The organism is Alteribacillus bidgolensis (genome assembly GCF_002886255.1).
GTDB lineage: Bacteria > Bacillota > Bacilli > Bacillales > Marinococcaceae > Alteribacillus > Alteribacillus bidgolensis.
The window spans coordinates 534,249-552,435 of sequence record NZ_KZ614149.1 but is presented as its reverse complement, the minus strand read 5'-3'; the positions used below and the strand labels follow the sequence as shown (position 1 = coordinate 552,435).

At 38.3% G+C, this 18,187-nt stretch carries 21 protein-coding genes and 1 riboswitch; all 21 genes read right to left on the bottom strand.

From position 1 onward, the window contains the following. Positions 1-122 precede the first annotated feature (122 nt). Positions 123-276: riboswitch (FMN riboswitch) on the bottom strand. A 91-nt stretch (positions 277-367) separates the two neighbouring features. Further along, complete coding sequence (locus tag CEF16_RS23555) at positions 368-505, bottom strand: hypothetical protein (protein ID WP_170031539.1); 138 nt, start codon at positions 503-505, stop codon at positions 368-370. 94 nt (positions 506-599) lie between these two features. Then, positions 600-1,034 carry a peptidylprolyl isomerase gene (locus tag CEF16_RS02945; RefSeq protein ID WP_091579446.1) on the bottom strand — a complete coding sequence of 145 codons (435 nt, stop codon included), beginning with the start codon at positions 1,032-1,034 and terminating at the stop codon, positions 600-602. 95 nt (positions 1,035-1,129) lie between these two features. Continuing rightward, on the bottom strand, positions 1,130-2,449 hold the full coding sequence (lysA, locus tag CEF16_RS02940; protein ID WP_091579444.1) for a diaminopimelate decarboxylase: 1,320 nt from the start codon (positions 2,447-2,449) through the stop codon (positions 1,130-1,132). A gap of 118 nt (positions 2,450-2,567) precedes the next feature. Next, a complete protein-coding gene (locus CEF16_RS02935) occupies positions 2,568-3,998 on the bottom strand; it encodes a spore germination protein (RefSeq protein ID WP_281259205.1) in 1,431 nt (476 codons plus the stop codon). Between the two features lie 132 nt (positions 3,999-4,130). Further along, positions 4,131-4,553: a stage V sporulation protein AB gene (locus CEF16_RS02930; RefSeq protein ID WP_091579438.1), complete on the bottom strand. Its 423-nt coding sequence runs from the start codon at positions 4,551-4,553 to the stop codon at positions 4,131-4,133. After that, positions 4,514-5,158, bottom strand: a complete 645-nt coding sequence (locus CEF16_RS02925; protein WP_091579435.1) for a stage V sporulation protein AA — start codon at positions 5,156-5,158, stop codon at positions 4,514-4,516. The genes CEF16_RS02930 and CEF16_RS02925 overlap by 40 nt, the downstream gene beginning before the upstream one ends. Before the next feature lie 270 nt (positions 5,159-5,428). After that, entirely contained in the window at positions 5,429-6,178 is a 750-nt protein-coding gene (gene sigF / locus CEF16_RS02920; RefSeq protein ID WP_091579433.1) for an RNA polymerase sporulation sigma factor SigF, read from the bottom strand. Between the two features lie 11 nt (positions 6,179-6,189). Continuing rightward, the gene (spoIIAB, locus tag CEF16_RS02915; RefSeq protein ID WP_091579430.1) at positions 6,190-6,630 is read right to left on the bottom strand and encodes an anti-sigma F factor; all 441 of its coding nucleotides are present in this window, start codon (positions 6,628-6,630) and stop codon (positions 6,190-6,192) included. 2 nt (positions 6,631-6,632) lie between these two features. After that, on the bottom strand, positions 6,633-6,983 hold the full coding sequence (gene spoIIAA / locus CEF16_RS02910; protein ID WP_091579427.1) for an anti-sigma F factor antagonist: 351 nt from the start codon (positions 6,981-6,983) through the stop codon (positions 6,633-6,635). A gap of 134 nt (positions 6,984-7,117) precedes the next feature. Beyond that, entirely contained in the window at positions 7,118-8,305 is a 1,188-nt protein-coding gene (locus CEF16_RS02905) for a D-alanyl-D-alanine carboxypeptidase family protein (RefSeq protein WP_091580707.1), read from the bottom strand. Between the two features lie 195 nt (positions 8,306-8,500). Further along, positions 8,501-9,805, bottom strand: coding sequence for a pyrimidine-nucleoside phosphorylase (locus CEF16_RS02900; protein ID WP_091579425.1), 1,305 nt, complete (start codon positions 9,803-9,805; stop codon positions 8,501-8,503). A gap of 159 nt (positions 9,806-9,964) precedes the next feature. Further along, positions 9,965-10,786, bottom strand: coding sequence for a purine-nucleoside phosphorylase (locus tag CEF16_RS02895; protein ID WP_091579422.1), 822 nt, complete (start codon positions 10,784-10,786; stop codon positions 9,965-9,967). A gap of 1 nt (position 10,787) precedes the next feature. Further along, positions 10,788-11,621, bottom strand: a complete 834-nt coding sequence (locus tag CEF16_RS02890) for a purine-nucleoside phosphorylase (RefSeq protein WP_425427947.1) — start codon at positions 11,619-11,621, stop codon at positions 10,788-10,790. Positions 11,622-11,632: 11 nt separating this feature from the next. Further along, the gene (gene deoB, locus CEF16_RS02885) at positions 11,633-12,820 is read right to left on the bottom strand and encodes a phosphopentomutase (protein WP_091579417.1); all 1,188 of its coding nucleotides are present in this window, start codon (positions 12,818-12,820) and stop codon (positions 11,633-11,635) included. A 59-nt stretch (positions 12,821-12,879) separates the two neighbouring features. After that, a complete protein-coding gene (xerD, locus tag CEF16_RS02880) occupies positions 12,880-13,767 on the bottom strand; it encodes a site-specific tyrosine recombinase XerD (RefSeq protein WP_091579414.1) in 888 nt (295 codons plus the stop codon). A 27-nt stretch (positions 13,768-13,794) separates the two neighbouring features. Continuing rightward, complete coding sequence (locus CEF16_RS02875) at positions 13,795-13,980, bottom strand: DUF4227 family protein (protein WP_091579412.1); 186 nt, start codon at positions 13,978-13,980, stop codon at positions 13,795-13,797. A 557-nt stretch (positions 13,981-14,537) separates the two neighbouring features. Continuing rightward, positions 14,538-15,032: a ferric iron uptake transcriptional regulator gene (gene fur / locus CEF16_RS02870; RefSeq protein ID WP_091579409.1), complete on the bottom strand. Its 495-nt coding sequence runs from the start codon at positions 15,030-15,032 to the stop codon at positions 14,538-14,540. Between the two features lie 110 nt (positions 15,033-15,142). Then, positions 15,143-15,781 (bottom strand): stage II sporulation protein M, encoded by a 639-nt coding sequence (gene spoIIM, locus CEF16_RS02865; protein WP_091579406.1) that lies wholly within the window; start codon positions 15,779-15,781, stop codon positions 15,143-15,145. 92 nt (positions 15,782-15,873) lie between these two features. Then, the gene (locus tag CEF16_RS02860; RefSeq protein WP_091579404.1) at positions 15,874-16,419 is read right to left on the bottom strand and encodes an NUDIX hydrolase; all 546 of its coding nucleotides are present in this window, start codon (positions 16,417-16,419) and stop codon (positions 15,874-15,876) included. Between the two features lie 42 nt (positions 16,420-16,461). Next, entirely contained in the window at positions 16,462-17,523 is a 1,062-nt protein-coding gene (locus CEF16_RS02855; RefSeq protein ID WP_091579401.1) for a DUF3866 family protein, read from the bottom strand. Positions 17,524-17,571: 48 nt separating this feature from the next. Continuing rightward, positions 17,572-18,096 carry a TlpA family protein disulfide reductase gene (locus CEF16_RS02850; RefSeq protein WP_091579398.1) on the bottom strand — a complete coding sequence of 175 codons (525 nt, stop codon included), beginning with the start codon at positions 18,094-18,096 and terminating at the stop codon, positions 17,572-17,574. Positions 18,097-18,187: the final 91 nt, after the last annotated feature.

The window sequence follows — 18,187 nt, the reverse complement described above, 5'->3', positions numbered from 1 at the left end:
GGGTTTAAACGTGCTCAAATAAGCCCTTTTTCAAGGGGTTAGACATCATTCTCTCGCAATAGGATGATTTAAAAAAACATACACGTATCCTAAGGCTGCTGTATGATAATTTTTGAACACGGCTTATCCTTCTCCCATCCAGACTGTTACTGTCGGCTCCGGATTTCCACCGGATCCACCGTAATGATAAAATCACTACGGGTCACGGACTGAAAAACATGTATTGCTTGCTTTATCACCGCCGGTTGGGAATTACACCCGACCCCGAAGGTACCGCTTAATATATCGTTAAATAAACTAGTCATAAATCCAGTTTACTTACTTTATAAACTGATTTTATCCTTTTTCTATATGAAACGTCAACTCATTATGCTTGTTTTTCCTTTTTTTCTATACATAAAAAACAAAATAAATTTTTTTGATTATCCAATACCCCATTTAAAAATCCATTCAAACAAAACACTTCTTTACCACAAACAGTACAATTGCCGACTTTTTCTTTCATGGAATCGTTCCTCCTTTTACCAGCTGGCTTTACCCTGAATCTATAGAAAAAACCGGCAGATTTAATTCCTGCCGGTTGTACATTTTAGTACATTTTACTCATCCCATACTTTTACTTCTTTCATAACGTCGCCTTGTTGTATTCTATCCACAGAATCCATACCTTCCGTTACTTTTCCAAACACAGTATGGACGCCATCTAAATGAGGCTGCGGTTCAAATAAAATGAAAAATTGACTTCCCCCTGTATCTTTACCTGCATGTGCCATAGAAAGATACCCCCGGCCATGCTTATGGGGATTACCTTCCGTTTCACATTTAATTGTATAGCCAGGCCCCCCGGTTCCGGTTCCATTAGGGCAGCCCCCTTGTGCTACAAAACCCGGAATCACGCGATGAAAATTCAAACCATTATAAAAACCTTTATTTGCAAGGGTTTCAAAGTTTTCTACTGTCCCCGGAGCCGCATCCGGGAAAAATTCAATCGTAATTTGTTCTCCATTTTCAAATGCGATGCTGCCTTTTTTCATACGATTCTCACCTCAAATAGTTATTTTATAATCTGAAATATTTACTGCAGCTGTTCTGGAAGAAATAATAACACCTGCTGCTGTTTATAAATTTATTATACTCGTTCTTTTGAACGTAAGGGAAGATCATTTTTCGTTATATCTTCTAATGTCTCCCCTTTAACAACTAGATCAGCTTGATTGTCCTCTACAAAGACAACGGGAGGTTTTGTTATTCGATTGTAATTATTAGCCATAGAATATCCATAGGCTCCTGTACAAAATACAGCCAAAATATCATCATGATCTGCTTCAGGCAGCGCAAGCTTCCAGATAAGCATATCTCCGCTTTCACAGCACTTTCCTGCCACAGCGAAGTGATCTTCTGCCTGCTCGTTTGCTCGATTAGCCAAAATCCCCTCATATTCTGCTTGATACAGCGCTGGTCTGATATTATCTGTCATTCCTCCATCGACAGAAAGATACCTCCGTACTCCTGGAATATCTTTTTTGGAGCCGACAGTATAAAGAGTAGTTCCTGCATCCCCTGTAATAGAACGGCCAGGTTCAATCCATATTTCTGGAACATCCATGTTTGCTTTTTCAGATTCTTTTTTCACAGCTTTTATTAAGTCTTTCACATAATCTTCAGGGGGGAGCGGTTCATCTCCTTCCACGTATCTAATGCCAAAGCCTCCGCCAGCGTTAAGAATTTCCGGCACAAAACCATACTCCTCTTTCCATCTTGTAAATTGAGAAAAGAGTTTTTCTACCGTTAGTACAAATCCATTCGTGTCAAAAATTTGTGAACCGATATGACTGTGGACACCTCGTAAATTAACATTTGTATCTTCTTGAAGAATCTTAATTACCTTGTCGGCCTGACCGCTTGAGAGGTCAAAACCAAATTTAGAGTCTTCTTGACCTGTTGATATATATTCATGAGTATGGGCTTCTACACCCGGTGTGGTACGTATTAGAGCATCTACTTTTTGGTTTCTAGAAACAGCTTCTTGCTGTAAAAGAGCAACTTCGTAAAAATTATCAAGTACAATGCAGCCTACACCAAGATCTAGCGCAAATTTTATTTCTTCAGGACTTTTGTTATTCCCGTGAAAATGAACTCTCTCCATAGGAAAACCCGCTTTTTTGGCAGTCATTAATTCACCGCCTGAAACAATATCAAGGCTTAAGCCCAGTTGATCTGCTAACTGAACCATAGCAATACAGCTGAACGCTTTACTGGCATAAGCTACCTGATGCTGCACCCCTGCTTCTTCAAAAGCTTTTTTAAATCCGCTGGCACGCTCTCTAATCAGTGCCACGTCATACACGTACACAGGAGTGCCATATTTTTTTGCAATATCAACCGTGTCCACCCCGCCTATTTCAAGGTGTCCCAGGCTGTTTATTTTACTCGTTCCATGTAAATACATGACTCGTTCTCTCCTTATCTACGACAAATGAATGTTTACATTTTAGCATCATTTTCACAGGATAAAAAGGATTAAACATTGAAAAAACAGAGCGCCGGACTCTAAAAGTCCGACACTCCTATTCCGAAGTCTGTTTTATCGTATCCTGCGGATGTACAATTCTAGGCCTGCGGCGTAAGTTTGGTACTGTTGTTCTCATCACAATTTGCCATAATGACTGAGGATCAAACGGTATTAATGGCCATAAATAAGGTTTATTTAGAGAACGAATTTGAATAAGCATTAAAAATAGTATCGTACTAGCCATAACAAACCCAATACTTCCAAAACTAACCACAACAATTAATAATAGAAGCCTTATCATTTTTATAGCGATAGCTAATTCATAACTCGGATTGGAATAGGCTCCAATTGCCGAAAGTGCAACATATAATACTACCTCAGATGTAAATAATCCAACTTCTATAGCTACCTCCCCAAGTAACAGTGCAGCTACAAGTCCGAGTGCTGTAGTAAGAGGAGAAGGCGTGTGTATCGCTGCCATTCTTAGTAGTTCCAACCCCACATCAGCTATAATAATCTGCATAAATTCTGACACGTTCGCATCTTCACTGGGACCAATATAGTTAAACTGGTCTGGAAGTAAATTTGGTTCTAATACAAATAAAAGCCAAAGCGGCAATACAAACAATGAAATAAACATCCCGATAAATCGAATCCATTTTATAAACGTTCCTATAAAAGGAGCCTGTCTATACTCTTCAGCATGCTGAACATGATGAAAAACGGTAGTGGGGGTTATTATCACACTTGGAGTAGCATCAACAATTACAATAACATGCCCTTCAAACAAATGAAGAGCTGCAACATCAGGACGTTCGGTATATCTAACGAGAGGAAACGGGTTATTCCCCTGGTTTACCATATATTCTTCTACTACCTTATCTGCCATGGGCAAACCATCTATTTTAATCGACTCCAATTCTTTACGGACAATCTTTACTAAATTAGGGTCGGCAACTCCTTCAATATAAGAAATACAAATATCTGTTTTTGACCGTACCCCTACTCTCAAAATTTCATGACGAAGCCTTTCATCCCTGATTCTTCTTCTTGTAAGCGCCGTATTTTCTATAATATTTTCGGTATACCCGTCTCTTGCACCTCGTATCACTTTTTCATTATCAGGTTCTTCCGGCCCCCGTCCAGGATAGTTCCGAACATCTACAACAAAAGCTCTGTCTTCGCCTTCGACTAGTATAAAAATAAGACCCGAAAGCATTTCAACTATACAATCTTCTAATGTATCTTTGTATTCCACTTGTACATGAGTCAGGTGGTTTTCAATAGCTTCTCTGACATGGGGGGTTTCTCTTCCTCTTGCTTCTAAATCCATTAGTTCTTTTAACAATTCAATGATATATTCCATGTCACAAAGACCATTCACAAAATATATTTGAATTTCCTTACCCAATATCTCAAGTTTTCTAATACCTACATCAAAGCTTACCCCAATGCCAAGGCGGTCTTTTAATTCTTTTTCGTTCACCTCTAAGTGTTTAGAGATCGGTGTTTCTTCATTCTTATCCTCCGATTGTCTCTTATGCCGGTGATCACTGTGAAAGCTTCGAGATTTCCATTTCTTTCTTCGAATCAAATTACTTTCCCCCATTCATTTTCATTAAAATTTCACGAAAAATATCCAGTGAAAAAGCGACCCCAAAATTTTTCCGAACACAATCGCCATTACAAGCACTATAATATTTTTTTCCATTCCTACACGACGAGCCAAGATTGGAAATACATTTAATACTTCTGTCAGAGCTGCCGCAAGCATTCCAACAAACATTCCTGCAGCTAAGCCTACTGGAATGGTTAACACAGCAGGAAATGTTCCTTTTATATCATGAAGAGTAGCAATGGATCCTATAACAGCTCCAGTAATGACTGCAATTTCGTATGCTTGAATGGCCTTTTGTGTTTTTGTCAGCTGGACAAGCCTTGGAATAATCCCTAACACGGTAATAAAAGCTACAAGCCCACTTCCAACCGCCAGTCCGCCGCTTAATCCGATGAATATGGCGAATAAAGCTTCGACTGCCAAGGTTTTGAACTCCGATCAGATTCTGTGTCAGCTAGGTATTCTTCAATATCTTTTTTATAATGAAACATTTCAATTTCAAGCGGGCTAGGCTCTTCATTGATTCTTTTTTTGAATACATGGTTAAAAAATAAAATCATGCCAAGGCCTAATCCAATCGAATAAGGAACCTGCAATAATAAAGGCTGTTCACTCTGTTTTCCAGTAACAAGGGTGTACAGCTTTTGATGAACGGCCAGCATACTGACATCTTCGTGAAAATTCATAATAGCCAGAGCAGCACCAGTAAACAATAGAAACCAGACTAAAACCAGCATTAGAGGAGAAATAAGCTTTTTTTCAATCGTTACTTCAATTACCGTTTGCTCGGGACCAACCACAGTAATATCAATCTCAGGGAATTGTTTATGGATTTTTTGTAGAATAGTTAATATATCAAGAACTACGTGCGTTTTATCTGTACGGCTTATACTGTACAAGTGAACAGACATTAGAGGACGAAGACTTTCTGCTTCCCCCTCGAGACGTGCAACATCCTTAAGATACAGATCCTGGCCTGGCTGTACCGTTATCCCGGTATATAACTGCATATATATTTGTTGGTGCATATCCGTCCCTCCCTTTTGCTTAGTATGAACGTAAACAAAAGGATCATACTTCAATATGTGGGGATGAAGAGAAATACACAGTCTCTGAAAAAGAAAGTTCACTGAAGATGCATACGTTTACCCATAACCTTCATCAGTTTAGGAGAATTATGTAAAAGCCGATATGACTTAGAAAAACTCGGATTGCCGCTGAGTCCTTATGGCGGAAGTCGTAGTTTGATCCTTTAGCAAAGTTAAACTTTCCTAAAATATAACAAAAAAGCCAGCTGTCTAATCTGACAACTGACTTTTCATTTTATGGAGAATTCTTTTTTCTAACCGTGAAACTTGTACTTGAGAAATTCCTAACCTTTGTGCTACTTCAGACTGGGTCTTATCTTTATAATAACGTAAATAAACGATTAATCGTTCACGTTCTTCTAATTGTTCAACAACTTCTTTTAAAGCTATTTGATCAAACCATTTTGAATCTCCTTGATCAGCAATTTGGTCCATTAACGTTATTGGATCGCCGTCATTTTCATACACGGTTTCATGTAATGACGATAAACTTCTTGTCGCTTCTGTAGCAAACACAATTTCTTCCATTGGCATTTCCATGGATTCCGCAATTTCTTGAAGAGTCGGTACTCTGCCTAATTTTTTTGTTAATTCTTCTTTTGCTTTTCTTACTTTGTTATTTAATTCTTTTAAGGAACGACTTACTTTTACTGTACCATCATCTCGAATGAAACGCTGAATTTCTCCAATAATCATTGGGACAGCGTAAGTAGAGAATTTAACATCATAGGACAAATCAAATTTATCCACTGATTTAATTAACCCGATCACACCAATTTGAAAAAGATCTTCCGCTTCATATCCTCGATTAATAAAACGTTGAACTACCGACCAAACCAGCCTAGTATTTTTATTTACTATTTCTTCTCGTGCTTTTTGATCTCCATCCTGACTTTGTCGTATTAAGTCTCTTACTTTGTCATCTTGAAGAGGCTGGTGCTTTTTTAATTTTACATCCATACAGACTCTCCTTAATTACAAAGTGATCTGCTTTTAGCTAAACGCTTTTTTAAGTAAACAGTAGTACCAGTGCTTGGTTTGGAGATCACTTCCACCTCATCCATAAAATTCTCCATAATGGTAAATCCCATCCCTGAACGTTCTAATTCCGGTTTTGACGTATATAAAGGCTCCTTTGCTTTTCCTATATCTTCTATGCCCACACCATTGTCTTTTACGGTAAGTTCTACCATATCCGTATCAATTTTCACCATAATCGTAATCGTGCCGGCTGGGTTTTCATCATATCCATGAATAATGGAGTTGGTTACAGCTTCAGAAACTACGGTTTTTAACTCTGTCAGCTCGTCCATATTAGGGTCAAGCTGAGCGACAAAGGCACCAACACTCACCCTTGCAAATGCTTCATTTTCACTCACCGCGGAAAACTCCAATTTCATCTCATTTTTCACTTTTAGGCCACCCCCAGCTTTCGTAGTGCATCTGTCTCCCGATTTTCCAAACGCAAAATTTTAAAGAGACCCGATAGCTCGAACAACCGTTTAACCGGTGTAGAAATAGAGCAGACCACCATTTCTCCTCCATTTCTCCTGACTTGTTTGTACCTGCCTAAAATCACCCCAATACCTGAACTATCCATGAAATTAAGCTCTTCCAAATTTAAGACAATATGCTGTATTTGATGGGCATCCAAGTAATCGTCAACTTGACTTCTCAGCTCTCTTGCAGAATGATGATCTAATTCTCCTCTTAACCGGATACACAGGACATCACCGACTTGCTCTAGGTTGACTGATAAACTCATATACTATTTCCCCCCTAAACGTTTGTCATTACTTCTGATGCTAATATTCAATTCTTTTCAAACATTTCCTTTCTTCATGACAAAACTAGTGTTTATTCGGTAAAAGAAGTGACTATTTTCATTCAGCGCTTTTTTTACGACAATTGTCCCGTTAAGGAAGAGAGTGTTCTTTTAAATAAAACATACCAGCTGGCAGATTGTGCTTCTTCGTCTAATACCAACTCTTTTTCAGTTAGTTTTTTCTCTCCATCATAAAATTGTACAACCCCTGCCGCTGAACCTTTTTCAGCTGGAGCAATAACTTTGTCATTGATATCTATCTCTCTATCGATTTTTTCAATTTTTTTGCCTTTCGGAAGGACAATGGCAGCATTTCTTTCCAATGTAACCGGTACAGTTTTGGTTTTCCCTTTTTCTACTGGAATAGAAGCTATTTCTTCTCCTTTTTCAGCTAAGACTACTTTTTGATAGTTTTGAAAACCATAATCAAGCATTTCAGTTGTTTGTTTATTCCTTTTTTTCGGTGATTCTGCTCCCATTAGAACAGTTATTACACGCATTCCATCCTTTTGCGCCGTTGCGGTTAAATTATATTTAGCCTCCGAAGTAAAACCTGTTTTTAATCCATCTACGCCGTCATAATGTTTTACCAGACGATTTGTATTAACAAGCCAAAATTCTTTATCAGTGCCTTGTCGTAAATAATCTTCGTAAATACTCGTATATTCTAAAATTTTTTCATGTTGAAGCAAGGCCTGACTCATAACCGCAAGATCTCTGGCTGTAGTGTAATGATCTTTTTCGGTTAACCCTGTTGTATTGTTGAAGTGTGTATTTTCTAACCCCAGCTCTTCTGCTTTATCGTTCATTTTTTTAATAAATTTCTCTTCCGTACCTGCAATATGTTCAGCCAGAGCTACTGATGCATCGTTTCCGGAAGCTACTGCTACCCCTTTTAACAGTTCATGAACTGTCATTTGCTCTCCTTGCTCCAAAAATATTTGCGACCCTCCCATCGAGGCAGCATGTTCACTAGCTGTAACCTGTTCATCTAATTGAATATCTTCTTTTTCTAAAGCTTCCATGACGAGCAGCATTGTCATTATTTTAGTCATGCTAGCTGGAGGCAGTTTTTCATTTTCATTTTTGTTGTAAAGAACCTGTCCTGTGTCCACTTCCATAATAATGGCTGACTTAGCATCTTCCGCGAGTTCAGGGATTTTTTCCTCTTCTTCCTTTGCGAAAACCGATTCAGAATGTATAAATGTAACCAGTGTCAATACACAAAGAAAACTGGTCTTTAACGCAGGTAGACTTTTTATCAATTCCAGACACCTCCCATAATGATACGATTATTTTTTCCATTATTTTCATCGTATATACTAAGAAATTTTACAATAAGAAAAGTTGCTTTCCGGATAGCCTAATATAAATATTTTCCATTTTAGATCTTAGACAGTAAAAAAGTCTGCATAGATGTCATACTGCATCCATACAGACCCTGATGTTTTCCTTATTTAATTATAAATAGTCTCATAAATAAGGAGCGGCTTTTCTGTTTTGGCTTTGACTAAAGAAAAAGCATTTTTTACCATCTCTTCGGCTTGTTCTGTATCTGGCTGATTGCTGTGCAATGTTGCTATTAATTCATCTTTTTTTACCTCATCGCCTATTTTTTTATGAAGCTCTATACCAACGGCATGATCAATTATATCATCTTTTGTTGCTCTTCCAGCACCTAACACCATAGCTGCTCTTCCTATTTGTGCAGCATGCATTGATTGTACATATCCGGGTTTTGGAGCTTTTATTTCCTTTTTAAAGGCTGCTGTACAGAATAAATCCGGATTATCTACTGCCGTTGCATCTCCTCCCTGTTTTTCAATAAACAGCTTCATCTTTTCAATAGCTTTGCCATTTGAGATTACTTCTTCAATCAACTTACGGCCTTCTTTTTCATTCGAAGCTTTTCCGCCTGCTGCTGCCATATGAGCAGCCAATTCAACGCTTAATTCATGAAGATCATCAGGTCCTTGTCCTTTTAAGGTCTCTATCGCTTCTTTTACTTCGAGGGCATTTCCAACATGACGTCCTAAAGGTTGATCCATATTAGAGATAACAGCCATCGTCTTTCGATTTAAGGAATGTCCGATTTTAACCATCGCTTGTGCTAACGCTTTTGCGTCCTCTAGATTTTCCATGAATGCCCCGGACCCCATTTTCACATCTAATACGATCGCGTCAGCACCTGCTGCAATTTTTTTACTCATTACAGAACTAGCTATAAGTGGAATGGAATCGACGGTAGCTGTCACATCTCTTAAGGCATATAACTTTTTATCGGCAGGAGTAAGATTTCCGCTTTGACCGGCAAGTGCTATTTTATTCTCATTTACAAGCTTGATAAATTCATCTTGCTTCAGTTCTGTTCGAAACCCTTTAAACGATTCGAGCTTGTCAATAGTACCGCCTGTATGCCCTAATCCTCTCCCTGACATTTTTGCAACAGGAATTCCAAGAGCAGCCACAAGCGGACCTAGTATAAGGGTTGTTTTATCTCCTACTCCTCCTGTTGAATGTTTATCTACTTTCGTCCCTTCGATTTCAGATAAATCAAGCTGATCACCAGATTCAGCCATCGCAAATGTTAGAGACGCAGCTTCTTTTTGCGTCATCCCTTGAAAGTATAAAGCCATTGCAAATGCCGAAGCTTGATAATCTGGGATTTCTTCGTTACTGTATCCATTTACAAACCAACGAATTTCATCATCAGAAAGCTCCCTGCCGTCACGTTTTTTTGCAATGATATCCACCATTCTCATATTACACGCACCCTTTCTTTTCTATCCCCCCTTTTCCCATTTATGACATTCTGAGGAAAGGGGGGATAAATGCGCAGATAAACACTGCTGCATACTGCAGCAGTGTTTCATCACCTGCATCCTATATAACTATCATTCACGGTTAAAGGAGAGTTTAATTTACATCTCTTTAAGTATTTGTTTTACAAGAGCAATAAACTTAGGTTTTGTTTTAGAGGCTGTTTCCATAACTTCCTCATGAGAGACGCCCTCTATTTCCTCTCCTACTGCCATATCAGTAATACACGAGATACCGAGCACTTTAAGGCCTGCGTGCCGGGCTGTGATTACTTCAGGTACAGTAGACATTCCGACTACATCTCCTCCTAAACGTCTCAGCATAATTAATTCAGCTGCCGTCATAAAAGCAGGCCCGGAAATCCCTGTATAGACACCTTTTTGTACCGATATACCAATTGACTCAGCTGCATTTTCTGCAATCTTTTGAAGTGACTTATCATAAGCTTGGCTCATATCAGGAAAACGCGGTCCCAATTTTTCATCATTTCGTCCAATTAACGGATTTGTTCCTGTCATATTGATATGGTCTTCTATCACCATTAAATCTCCAGGTTGAAATGAAGGATTCATCCCACCGCAAGCATTAGTTACTAGAAGTGTCTCTACACCTAAAGCTTGCATGACCCTTACAGGAAATGTTACTTCTTGCATACTGTAACCTTCATAATAATGAAAACGTCCTTGCATAGCTATAACTACATTTCCCTGTAAATTTCCTATAACTAATTTTCCTGCATGTCCTTCTACCGTAGAAATAGGAAAATAAGGAATAGAACTGTATTCAACTTCAGTTGCTGCTTCAATTTCTTCTGCTAAATCACCTAATCCAGAACCTAATATTAAACCAATTTTCGGCTGATTTACAATTTTTTCTTCTAGATAATTGGCTGCTTCTGTTACTTTTTCCGCTAATTGATTCATGCTAAGCCTCTCCCTTACCCATTTGGTGTATTATCTCTTTCATTAACAAAAGAAATTCTTCTTTTACCTTTTCAGTTGTTTCGATTACTTCATCGTGGCTTAGCGGCTGATCTAAAATACCGGCTGCCATATTGGACAAACATGAAATTCCTAACACTTTCATTCCGCCGTGAACAGCAGTCGTAACTTCTGGAACAGTTGACATTCCAACTGCATCTGCACCTAATGTTCTAATCATTCTTATTTCTGCTGGTGTTTCATATGCAGGACCTGTGTTTGCAGCGTACACACCTTCTTGTAACGTAATGTTAAGAGAAGACGCAGCTTTTCTTGCTGCTTCCATGAGTTCCACGCTGTATGCTGATGACATATCTGGAAATCTTGGCCCTAGTGTATCATCATTTTTTCCAAGAAGGGGATTATCTCCTTGCAAGTTTAAATGATCTTTAATAAGCATTAAATGACCAGGAGAAAAGGATTCATTCACACTCCCTGCTGCATTTGTGACAAGCAGAGTATCCACTCCAAGGGCACGCATAACTCTGACAGGAAAGGTTACCTCCTGCATCGTGTAGCCTTCATAATAATGGAACCTTCCTTGCATAGCCACGACAGGAACTCCTTTTAAGCGACCGAAAACGAGCTGTCCGGCATGTCCTATCACTGTAGAAACAGGAAAACCAGGAATGTCTTCATAATGCACCTTTACAGGATTTTCGATTTCTTCTGCTAATACTCCTAACCCGGAACCTAAAATCAGCCCTGCTTTTGGTTCAAAATCAATTTTTTCTTGAAGTGTTTCGGCTGCGTCTTCTAAGAGGCGTTTAGTTGTCAAATGCATCACCCTTATTTCGTAATGTTTTTCAAAAAGCTTGTACCATTTTCCGGGCGTTTAACGTTAAAATTATCAGCCAAAGTAGCACCAATATCTGCAAACGTTTTTCTTACTCCTAAGTCATTTCCAGGTGTATATGCCGGGGTATAAACAAGCAATGGTACTAATTCTCTAGTATGGTCGGTTCCGTGGTGGACAGGATCGTTTCCATGGTCTGCTGTAATTATGATGACATCTTCCCTTCGGCATTCTTCCATTAAGTCAGGCAGTCTTTCATCAAACTCTTCAAGTGCCTTTCCATAACCTAAAGGATCTCTTCTATGCCCAAACTTAGCATCAAAATCTACCAAGTTTAAAAAGCATAAGCCGGTGAAATCTCTATTTGCTGTTTGAATAATTTTATCCATGCCGTCGTTATTTGAACTTGTTCTAATGGATTCAGTTACTCCCTCCCCGTCATATATATCGCTGATTTTACCAATTGCTAAGCTGTCTAATCCTTTATCCGCTAATTCATTCATTACTGTACGGCCAAAAGGTTTTAAAGCATAGTCGTGACGATTCGCTGTTCTTTCAAATGCGCCTGGTTGACCTATGAACGGCCGTGCAATAACCCTACCAATCATATAAGGCGATTCATAAGTCATTGCTCTCGCTTTTTCACAAATATCGTATAGTTCTTCAATCGGCACAACGTCTTCATGTGCGGCTATTTGCAGTACAGAATCAGCGGATGTATAAACGATAAGAGCTCCAGATGACATATGCTCGCCGCCAAGCTCTTTAATAATTTCTGTGCCAGAGGCAACTTTGTTTCCAATTATTTTACGTCCCGTTTCCTGCTCTAGTTTCGAAATAAGCTCTTTTGGAAAACCATCCGGAAAAGTGCGAAAAGGTTCCTTGATATGAAGTCCCATAATTTCCCAATGTCCTGTCATTGTATCCTTGCTATGAGAAGCTTCCTCCATTATACCGGTGTGAGCTTGCGGCTGATCTACTGCTTCTATTCCAGCTGTGTTTTTAATATTTCCAATCCCCAGTTTTTCCATATGAGGCATATGGAGACCATTCATTTTTTCAGCAATGTGACCTAAAGTATCAGCCCCTTTATCATTATACTCTTTCGCGTCGGGAGCTTCTCCAATTCCAACGGAATCCATAACGATGACAAATATTCGTTTGAAATGATAATTTGACATTTTATCACCTTTTCCATAATGTAGTTTTAACCGTTGATAATAACATTTGCTTTAAACTTTCATGCTCTAGGATGGAAATGGATGTAGACATCTTTTAATTTATGGTTAGAAACGTGGGTATAGATTTGTGTTGTGGAGATATCAGCATGCCCTAACATTTCTTGCACCGCTCGTAAATCGGCACCATTTTCTAGAAGATGAGTAGCAAACGAGTGACGAAGTGTGTGAGGAGTTAATTTTTTTTGGATATTGGCTTTCTCTGAAGCAGTCTTTAATATTTTCCAAAATCCTTGTCTCGATAACTGGTTTCCATGATGATTTACAAACAAAACGTCATGCCTTTTCTTTTTCATTAAAAAAGACCGGCCTTTATGTATGTACTGCTCTAATGCCTCTTGCGCCATTTTACCAAGCGGAATGATTCTTTCTTTATTACCTTTTCCGATACAATGTACAAATCCCATTTGCAAATGGATATCACCAACTTCAAGCTCACAAAGTTCAGTCACTCGAAGACCTGTTGCGTACATTAATTCAAGCATAGCTTTATTTCTAAGATCAAATGCAGTAACACCTTCACTGGCAGATAACAATTTTTCTACTTCTGAGGCAGAAAGCACATCTGGTAATTTTTTCTCTCCCTTTGGTATTTCAACTAACTCAGAAGGGTCTTTTTTTAATCTCTGGTCCCTTAACAAAAATTGGTGGAAGGCACGTATAGATGAAATCGTTCTTGCTATGGTAGAGGTAGAGCGTCCATTTTCTTTCATTGTAAATAGAAAGTCAACAATATGAGATCTCTCTATTTGTTCTATGTCTTTTAAATAATTTTTCTCTAAATGAGAAATATAGTTAAGTAAATCTCTTTTATAAGAGCTAATCGTATTTTCAGATAATCCTTTTTCAACTTGACAATAGTGGAGAAAATCTAATACGTCATGCTGCAAATCCCTTTCCCCCTTGATATAGTTGTCTTAATAAAAACTAATTTTACTATTTATTTTAACTTCCTCATAATTTTTCTCTGGCTTATTTAGTCGTTCATCTGCTTCATAACTATCACTTAACCATAGAATACCATAATAAAAAGCTAAAAGGCACACTATAAAAATAACGAAAATTTTAATTGTTTCTACCCCATATGACATCCACTTTTCCATTATGAATTCCTCCTTTCTAACACAGCTATGAATTATCTATGACAAAAACAACCTTTATTATACGTATCCTTATAAATTTCCTGAGTGAACAGACCAGCTATTCCGTATATAGATGAATGAATTTCATCATTCATTTCTATATCATTATAAACGAACATCATATAAAATCCCTTCGCTATCGTTCGATTTTCGTTTCAGACGGACGCTTTCACCCTCGGGGTACAAGCGCGACATCTACTCCAACTCACTTTGTTCGTTGTCGTAGTGTCTTCTTTGCCGCGGGCTTCGCTTCAGCCTCCTCGGCAGCAAGCTGCCTGCGGGGTCTTCAGCTCAAGCTTATCCCGCAGTCGCCGCCTTCCGCTACAATCAATATAATGTTCGTTTTTGATAAACAAAATAGCACTTATGAAATTGATTTAGATAAATAAATTTTAAGCATATGTTTGAAAAACTTGCTTTGGCAAAAAATTTAGTCTTTACTTATGCTTTATTCCTTTAGCAAAGTTAAATTTTCCTAAAATAGAACAAATAAAAAACCTCTTCCTGACGAAAAGGTTTTAGCGCACTTTATTAATTGCTTTTTCTGGAGATTGATTTTTTTTCTCTGAATCCCCATTTTCTTGACAGCGATGACAAACACCATGAAATGTTAAACGGTGATCTTTAATTTTAAAATGCCAATCTCTTTCGACTACTTTTTCAACATCACCTAACAAATCTTCTTGAATTTCATCTACTGAACCACATTCTATACAGACAAGATGATGGTGAAAATGATCAGCTCCTTCTTTACGAAGGTCATAACGGGACACACCGTCCCCAAAATTTATTTTATCCACGACTTCTAATTCATTAAGTAACTCAAGTGTACGATACACGGTAGCTAATCCAATTTCCGGAGCTTTTTCTTTCACGAGCAGATAAACATCTTCTGCACTCAGATGATCCTCTTCATGTTCAAGAAGCACCCTTACAGTCGCTTCCCTTTGGGGCGTTAGTTTATAACTTTGAGAATGAAGTTGCTTCTTAATCCTATCGATTCTTTGCTCCATGTTTACCCTCCCCCTGATAAGCGGCTACGTTTTTATTATAATGACAGCTGGGAAGAGTGTCAAATGATAATAATAATTATCATTAAATTAAAATGATTATAAAATGAGAATTAAATTGCCCACTCTATCACATTTCTCATCATCGCAGGAGATAAAAAGCCTTCTATTGCTGCAGCACCGCTGAGAAGTAATAGAATTCCTCCAGATATAATTACCGATTTTAAGATTACCGCAGGCACTGGAGTAGAACGGCTTTGTTTAAATAAATGTTTTATAATGCTTAATGATATTCCGATAGAAGTTACTGCCATGATCATATAAGCAGGAATTACGATTATATTTTGCGGCAAAATGGAGGCAAAAGCTAGAAAAAATCCACCGCTTCCCATTTGCTGAACTAAAAATCCAATCGTAAATCCAGAAACGACTCCTTTAAGAAACAATAGAATTAATATGAAAGGAACTCCTGCCACGGACAGCCCAAGTACCCACATTAAGCCTATATAACCAGCGTGGTGAGAAATACTTTGTAAAAATATTTGACGAGCAGTAATATCTGTTCCGGATTCAAATTGGGTAAGGAATTGCTGAAGGTAATAATAAAGGTCATTTTTCAAAGGCAGCGACAAACTATTAACTAAAACTGCTCCAAAAATCACTCCCATAAATAATAATATAAGGGAAAACCAGTAAAAGGAACGATATTCGAGCCAATGTTTTTGTATCAGTAAAGACGTTGTCTGGAACATTTTAAACTGCCTCCCTGCTTAATAGGACATGTTACACTCTATGAGCCGGGAAACTTTTCTATTACCGTTCCTTTTATATTTCATAATCAAGTTTAGGGTGAACTTTCCGCTGTCCTATTTCGTATGTACTGAACAGCAAAAACAGTTTTTGCATCATGGATTTCTTCTGTTTCTATCATTTTCTCAGCTTCTTCTAACGACACTTCCATTACCTCCACAAACTCATCTTCATCTGTAGATGAGCGTCCTTTTGTTAGGTTATTTGCCTCAAAAATATGAACAATTTCATCAGCAAACCCGGGAGAAGTGTAGAAAGAGATTACCTTTTTCAATTGACTCGTTTTGTAACCTGTTTCTTCTTCTAATTCTCTTATAGCTGTATCTTCAGGATTTTCACCTGCTTCTAATTTTCCAGCTGGAATCTCAACAATTTCTTTTTCGAGAGCTTTTCGAAACTGTTTAACCATCAAAAGCTTGCCTTCTTCCGTGAGAGCAATCAACGCTACTGCTCCAGGATGATTGATAATTTCCCTCTTGCTAGTTTTTCCATTTGGCAGTTCTACCTCATGAAGATTCAAATCGACAATTCTTCCTTTGTATATTGATTCTTTGTGTGTTGTTTTTTCTGTTAGTTTCATCGTTTCCTCCTCAATGATCGTATCGTTTCCTTAATCTTTTGGTTACTGAACATATTTCACTGAAGCCATAATCCCTTTTAGATAATCCGTATGTTCTTCGACTTTCACCCCCATTGTATGAATAGAGGGGTGGTTCGTTTTATACCAATTTAACCAAAGCGGCATCCACTTCTCTACTTCTTCATATTTTATTTTAATAAACGAATGACGTCGAAGTGCCTTCGTCTGTTCATCGAATTTCTCCATTTTATACCTTTCCAAAGCCGGCAGGACCAGGGTGGAAGGTGCGTAAGTAAAATGTTGCAGCGGTGTTAGAGTATGATGGCTTAATCCAAAATGACGGCTCCTCTTCTCACGAAAAGAAATTCGCGGTAACCATACCGATTCGCCCTTTAACGCTCCTACTATATTTGCCCAGCCTGCCAGTGCCATACCGCTGAACCCAAAAGGCGTATTGGTGCCAACTGTTCCATGTCCCATGGAGATAATCAATACATCTACTTGTTTTTTTAACATTAACCATTGTAACGCGTTGGGGATTGTTACAGCCTCAGCGGTCCCCCCGAAAGATTGGCCAGTCGTCACGACATGCACCCTTGGGTCGCTTTTCCACGCTCTCATATGATCACTAAGCCCTGCAGGTATCGCAGCTTCATCCGATAAAACAATCCCAATATGCTGATCTTCCTTACACATAAAGATTGCTCCTAAAATAATCGGCAGCATACTATGAAGTTCAGCGAGTAAAACTTTCTTTTGGTGTAATTCAAATGGAAGTTTAAAAAGGGCGTGATCAGGATGTTCAGGAGAATCTACAGCAAAAACACTGTGCTGGCACGGAGTATAACGTGCTTTCATAATATGGCCGCTGCCTTCGTTATAGTTATCCTTTTCCAAGGAAGTTATGACCATATCCCATCCACCAGTACCTAATTTTAATTTTGCTGCCGTAGTATTTACCTTTATTGTATCTCCAATGTTAACACGGGGGCTACAAACGAAATATAATATCGCCTGTCCTGCTCCTCCATTTGTTTTTAGTTTTTGAATCCATTGATCTTCTTCTAGAATATCTATAACCTGCACCGTTTTCTCTTCATACATTTTTTTCACCTCTCTTCTACCTTACGTGTGCAGGTCTATTATTATTAATTATAGCTGATCTGCTACTTTTTCTTCTAACTGTTTAAAATTAATCTCTCCCGCTATTTTTTCTGCTATCGTACCATCTCTAGTAATAATGTATGTCGTCGGTAAGTACTGCAAGTTGTATAAATCAGCCACTTCGCCTTCTTCATCAATTAAAGCCGGAGTTTGTCTCATGTCAAATTGTTCTACAAATTTCTCTGCTTGCTCTTGCTTTCGTTCAAAAGAATTCATATTAATCGTTAATACTATAACACCTTGTTCCTCATACTGTTGATGAAATTCCATTAATTCAGGGATTTCTTCGGTACATGGCTCACACCAGGAAGCCCACATATTCATAATTACGATATTACCTTCATAAGAAGATAAAGAGCGCTCCTCTCCATTGTACGAAGGAAGGGTAAAGTCAGCTGCAGCATCACCTTCTTGTGTACCGACTTCTTGTGCAGAAATATTTGTAAATATCACATAACTAATGATTATTATGGCTGCTGCAAGCACCATGCTCGTGATGAATTTTTTATTCATTTTCCATATCCTCCTGTTCAGCCCGCTGTATCTTTATTTCTATTTTACTAGTTTTACACTATATCTCCTACCTACATTCTGTGAACGCTTT

Coding starts and splice junctions, on each gene's coding strand:
- CEF16_RS23555 (WP_170031539.1), bottom strand. CDS start 505: ATGAAAGAAAAAGTCGGCAATTGTACTGTTTGTGGTAAAGAAGTGTTT.
- CEF16_RS02945 (WP_091579446.1), bottom strand. CDS start 1,034: ATGAAAAAAGGCAGCATCGCATTTGAAAATGGAGAACAAATTACGATT.
- lysA (WP_091579444.1), bottom strand. CDS start 2,449: ATGTATTTACATGGAACGAGTAAAATAAACAGCCTGGGACACCTTGAA.
- CEF16_RS02925 (WP_091579435.1), bottom strand. CDS start 5,158: ATGCACCAACAAATATATATGCAGTTATATACCGGGATAACGGTACAG.
- sigF (WP_091579433.1), bottom strand. CDS start 6,178: ATGGATGTAAAATTAAAAAAGCACCAGCCTCTTCAAGATGACAAAGTA.
- spoIIAA (WP_091579427.1), bottom strand. CDS start 6,983: ATGAGTTTATCAGTCAACCTAGAGCAAGTCGGTGATGTCCTGTGTATC.
- CEF16_RS02900 (WP_091579425.1), bottom strand. CDS start 9,805: ATGAGAATGGTGGATATCATTGCAAAAAAACGTGACGGCAGGGAGCTT.
- CEF16_RS02895 (WP_091579422.1), bottom strand. CDS start 10,786: ATGAATCAATTAGCGGAAAAAGTAACAGAAGCAGCCAATTATCTAGAA.
- deoB (WP_091579417.1), bottom strand. CDS start 12,820: ATGTCAAATTATCATTTCAAACGAATATTTGTCATCGTTATGGATTCC.
- CEF16_RS02875 (WP_091579412.1), bottom strand. CDS start 13,980: ATGGAAAAGTGGATGTCATATGGGGTAGAAACAATTAAAATTTTCGTT.
- fur (WP_091579409.1), bottom strand. CDS start 15,032: ATGGAGCAAAGAATCGATAGGATTAAGAAGCAACTTCATTCTCAAAGT.
- spoIIM (WP_091579406.1), bottom strand. CDS start 15,781: ATGTTCCAGACAACGTCTTTACTGATACAAAAACATTGGCTCGAATAT.
- CEF16_RS02860 (WP_091579404.1), bottom strand. CDS start 16,419: ATGAAACTAACAGAAAAAACAACACACAAAGAATCAATATACAAAGGA.
- CEF16_RS02855 (WP_091579401.1), bottom strand. CDS start 17,523: ATGTATGAAGAGAAAACGGTGCAGGTTATAGATATTCTAGAAGAAGAT.
- CEF16_RS02850 (WP_091579398.1), bottom strand. CDS start 18,096: ATGAATAAAAAATTCATCACGAGCATGGTGCTTGCAGCAGCCATAATA.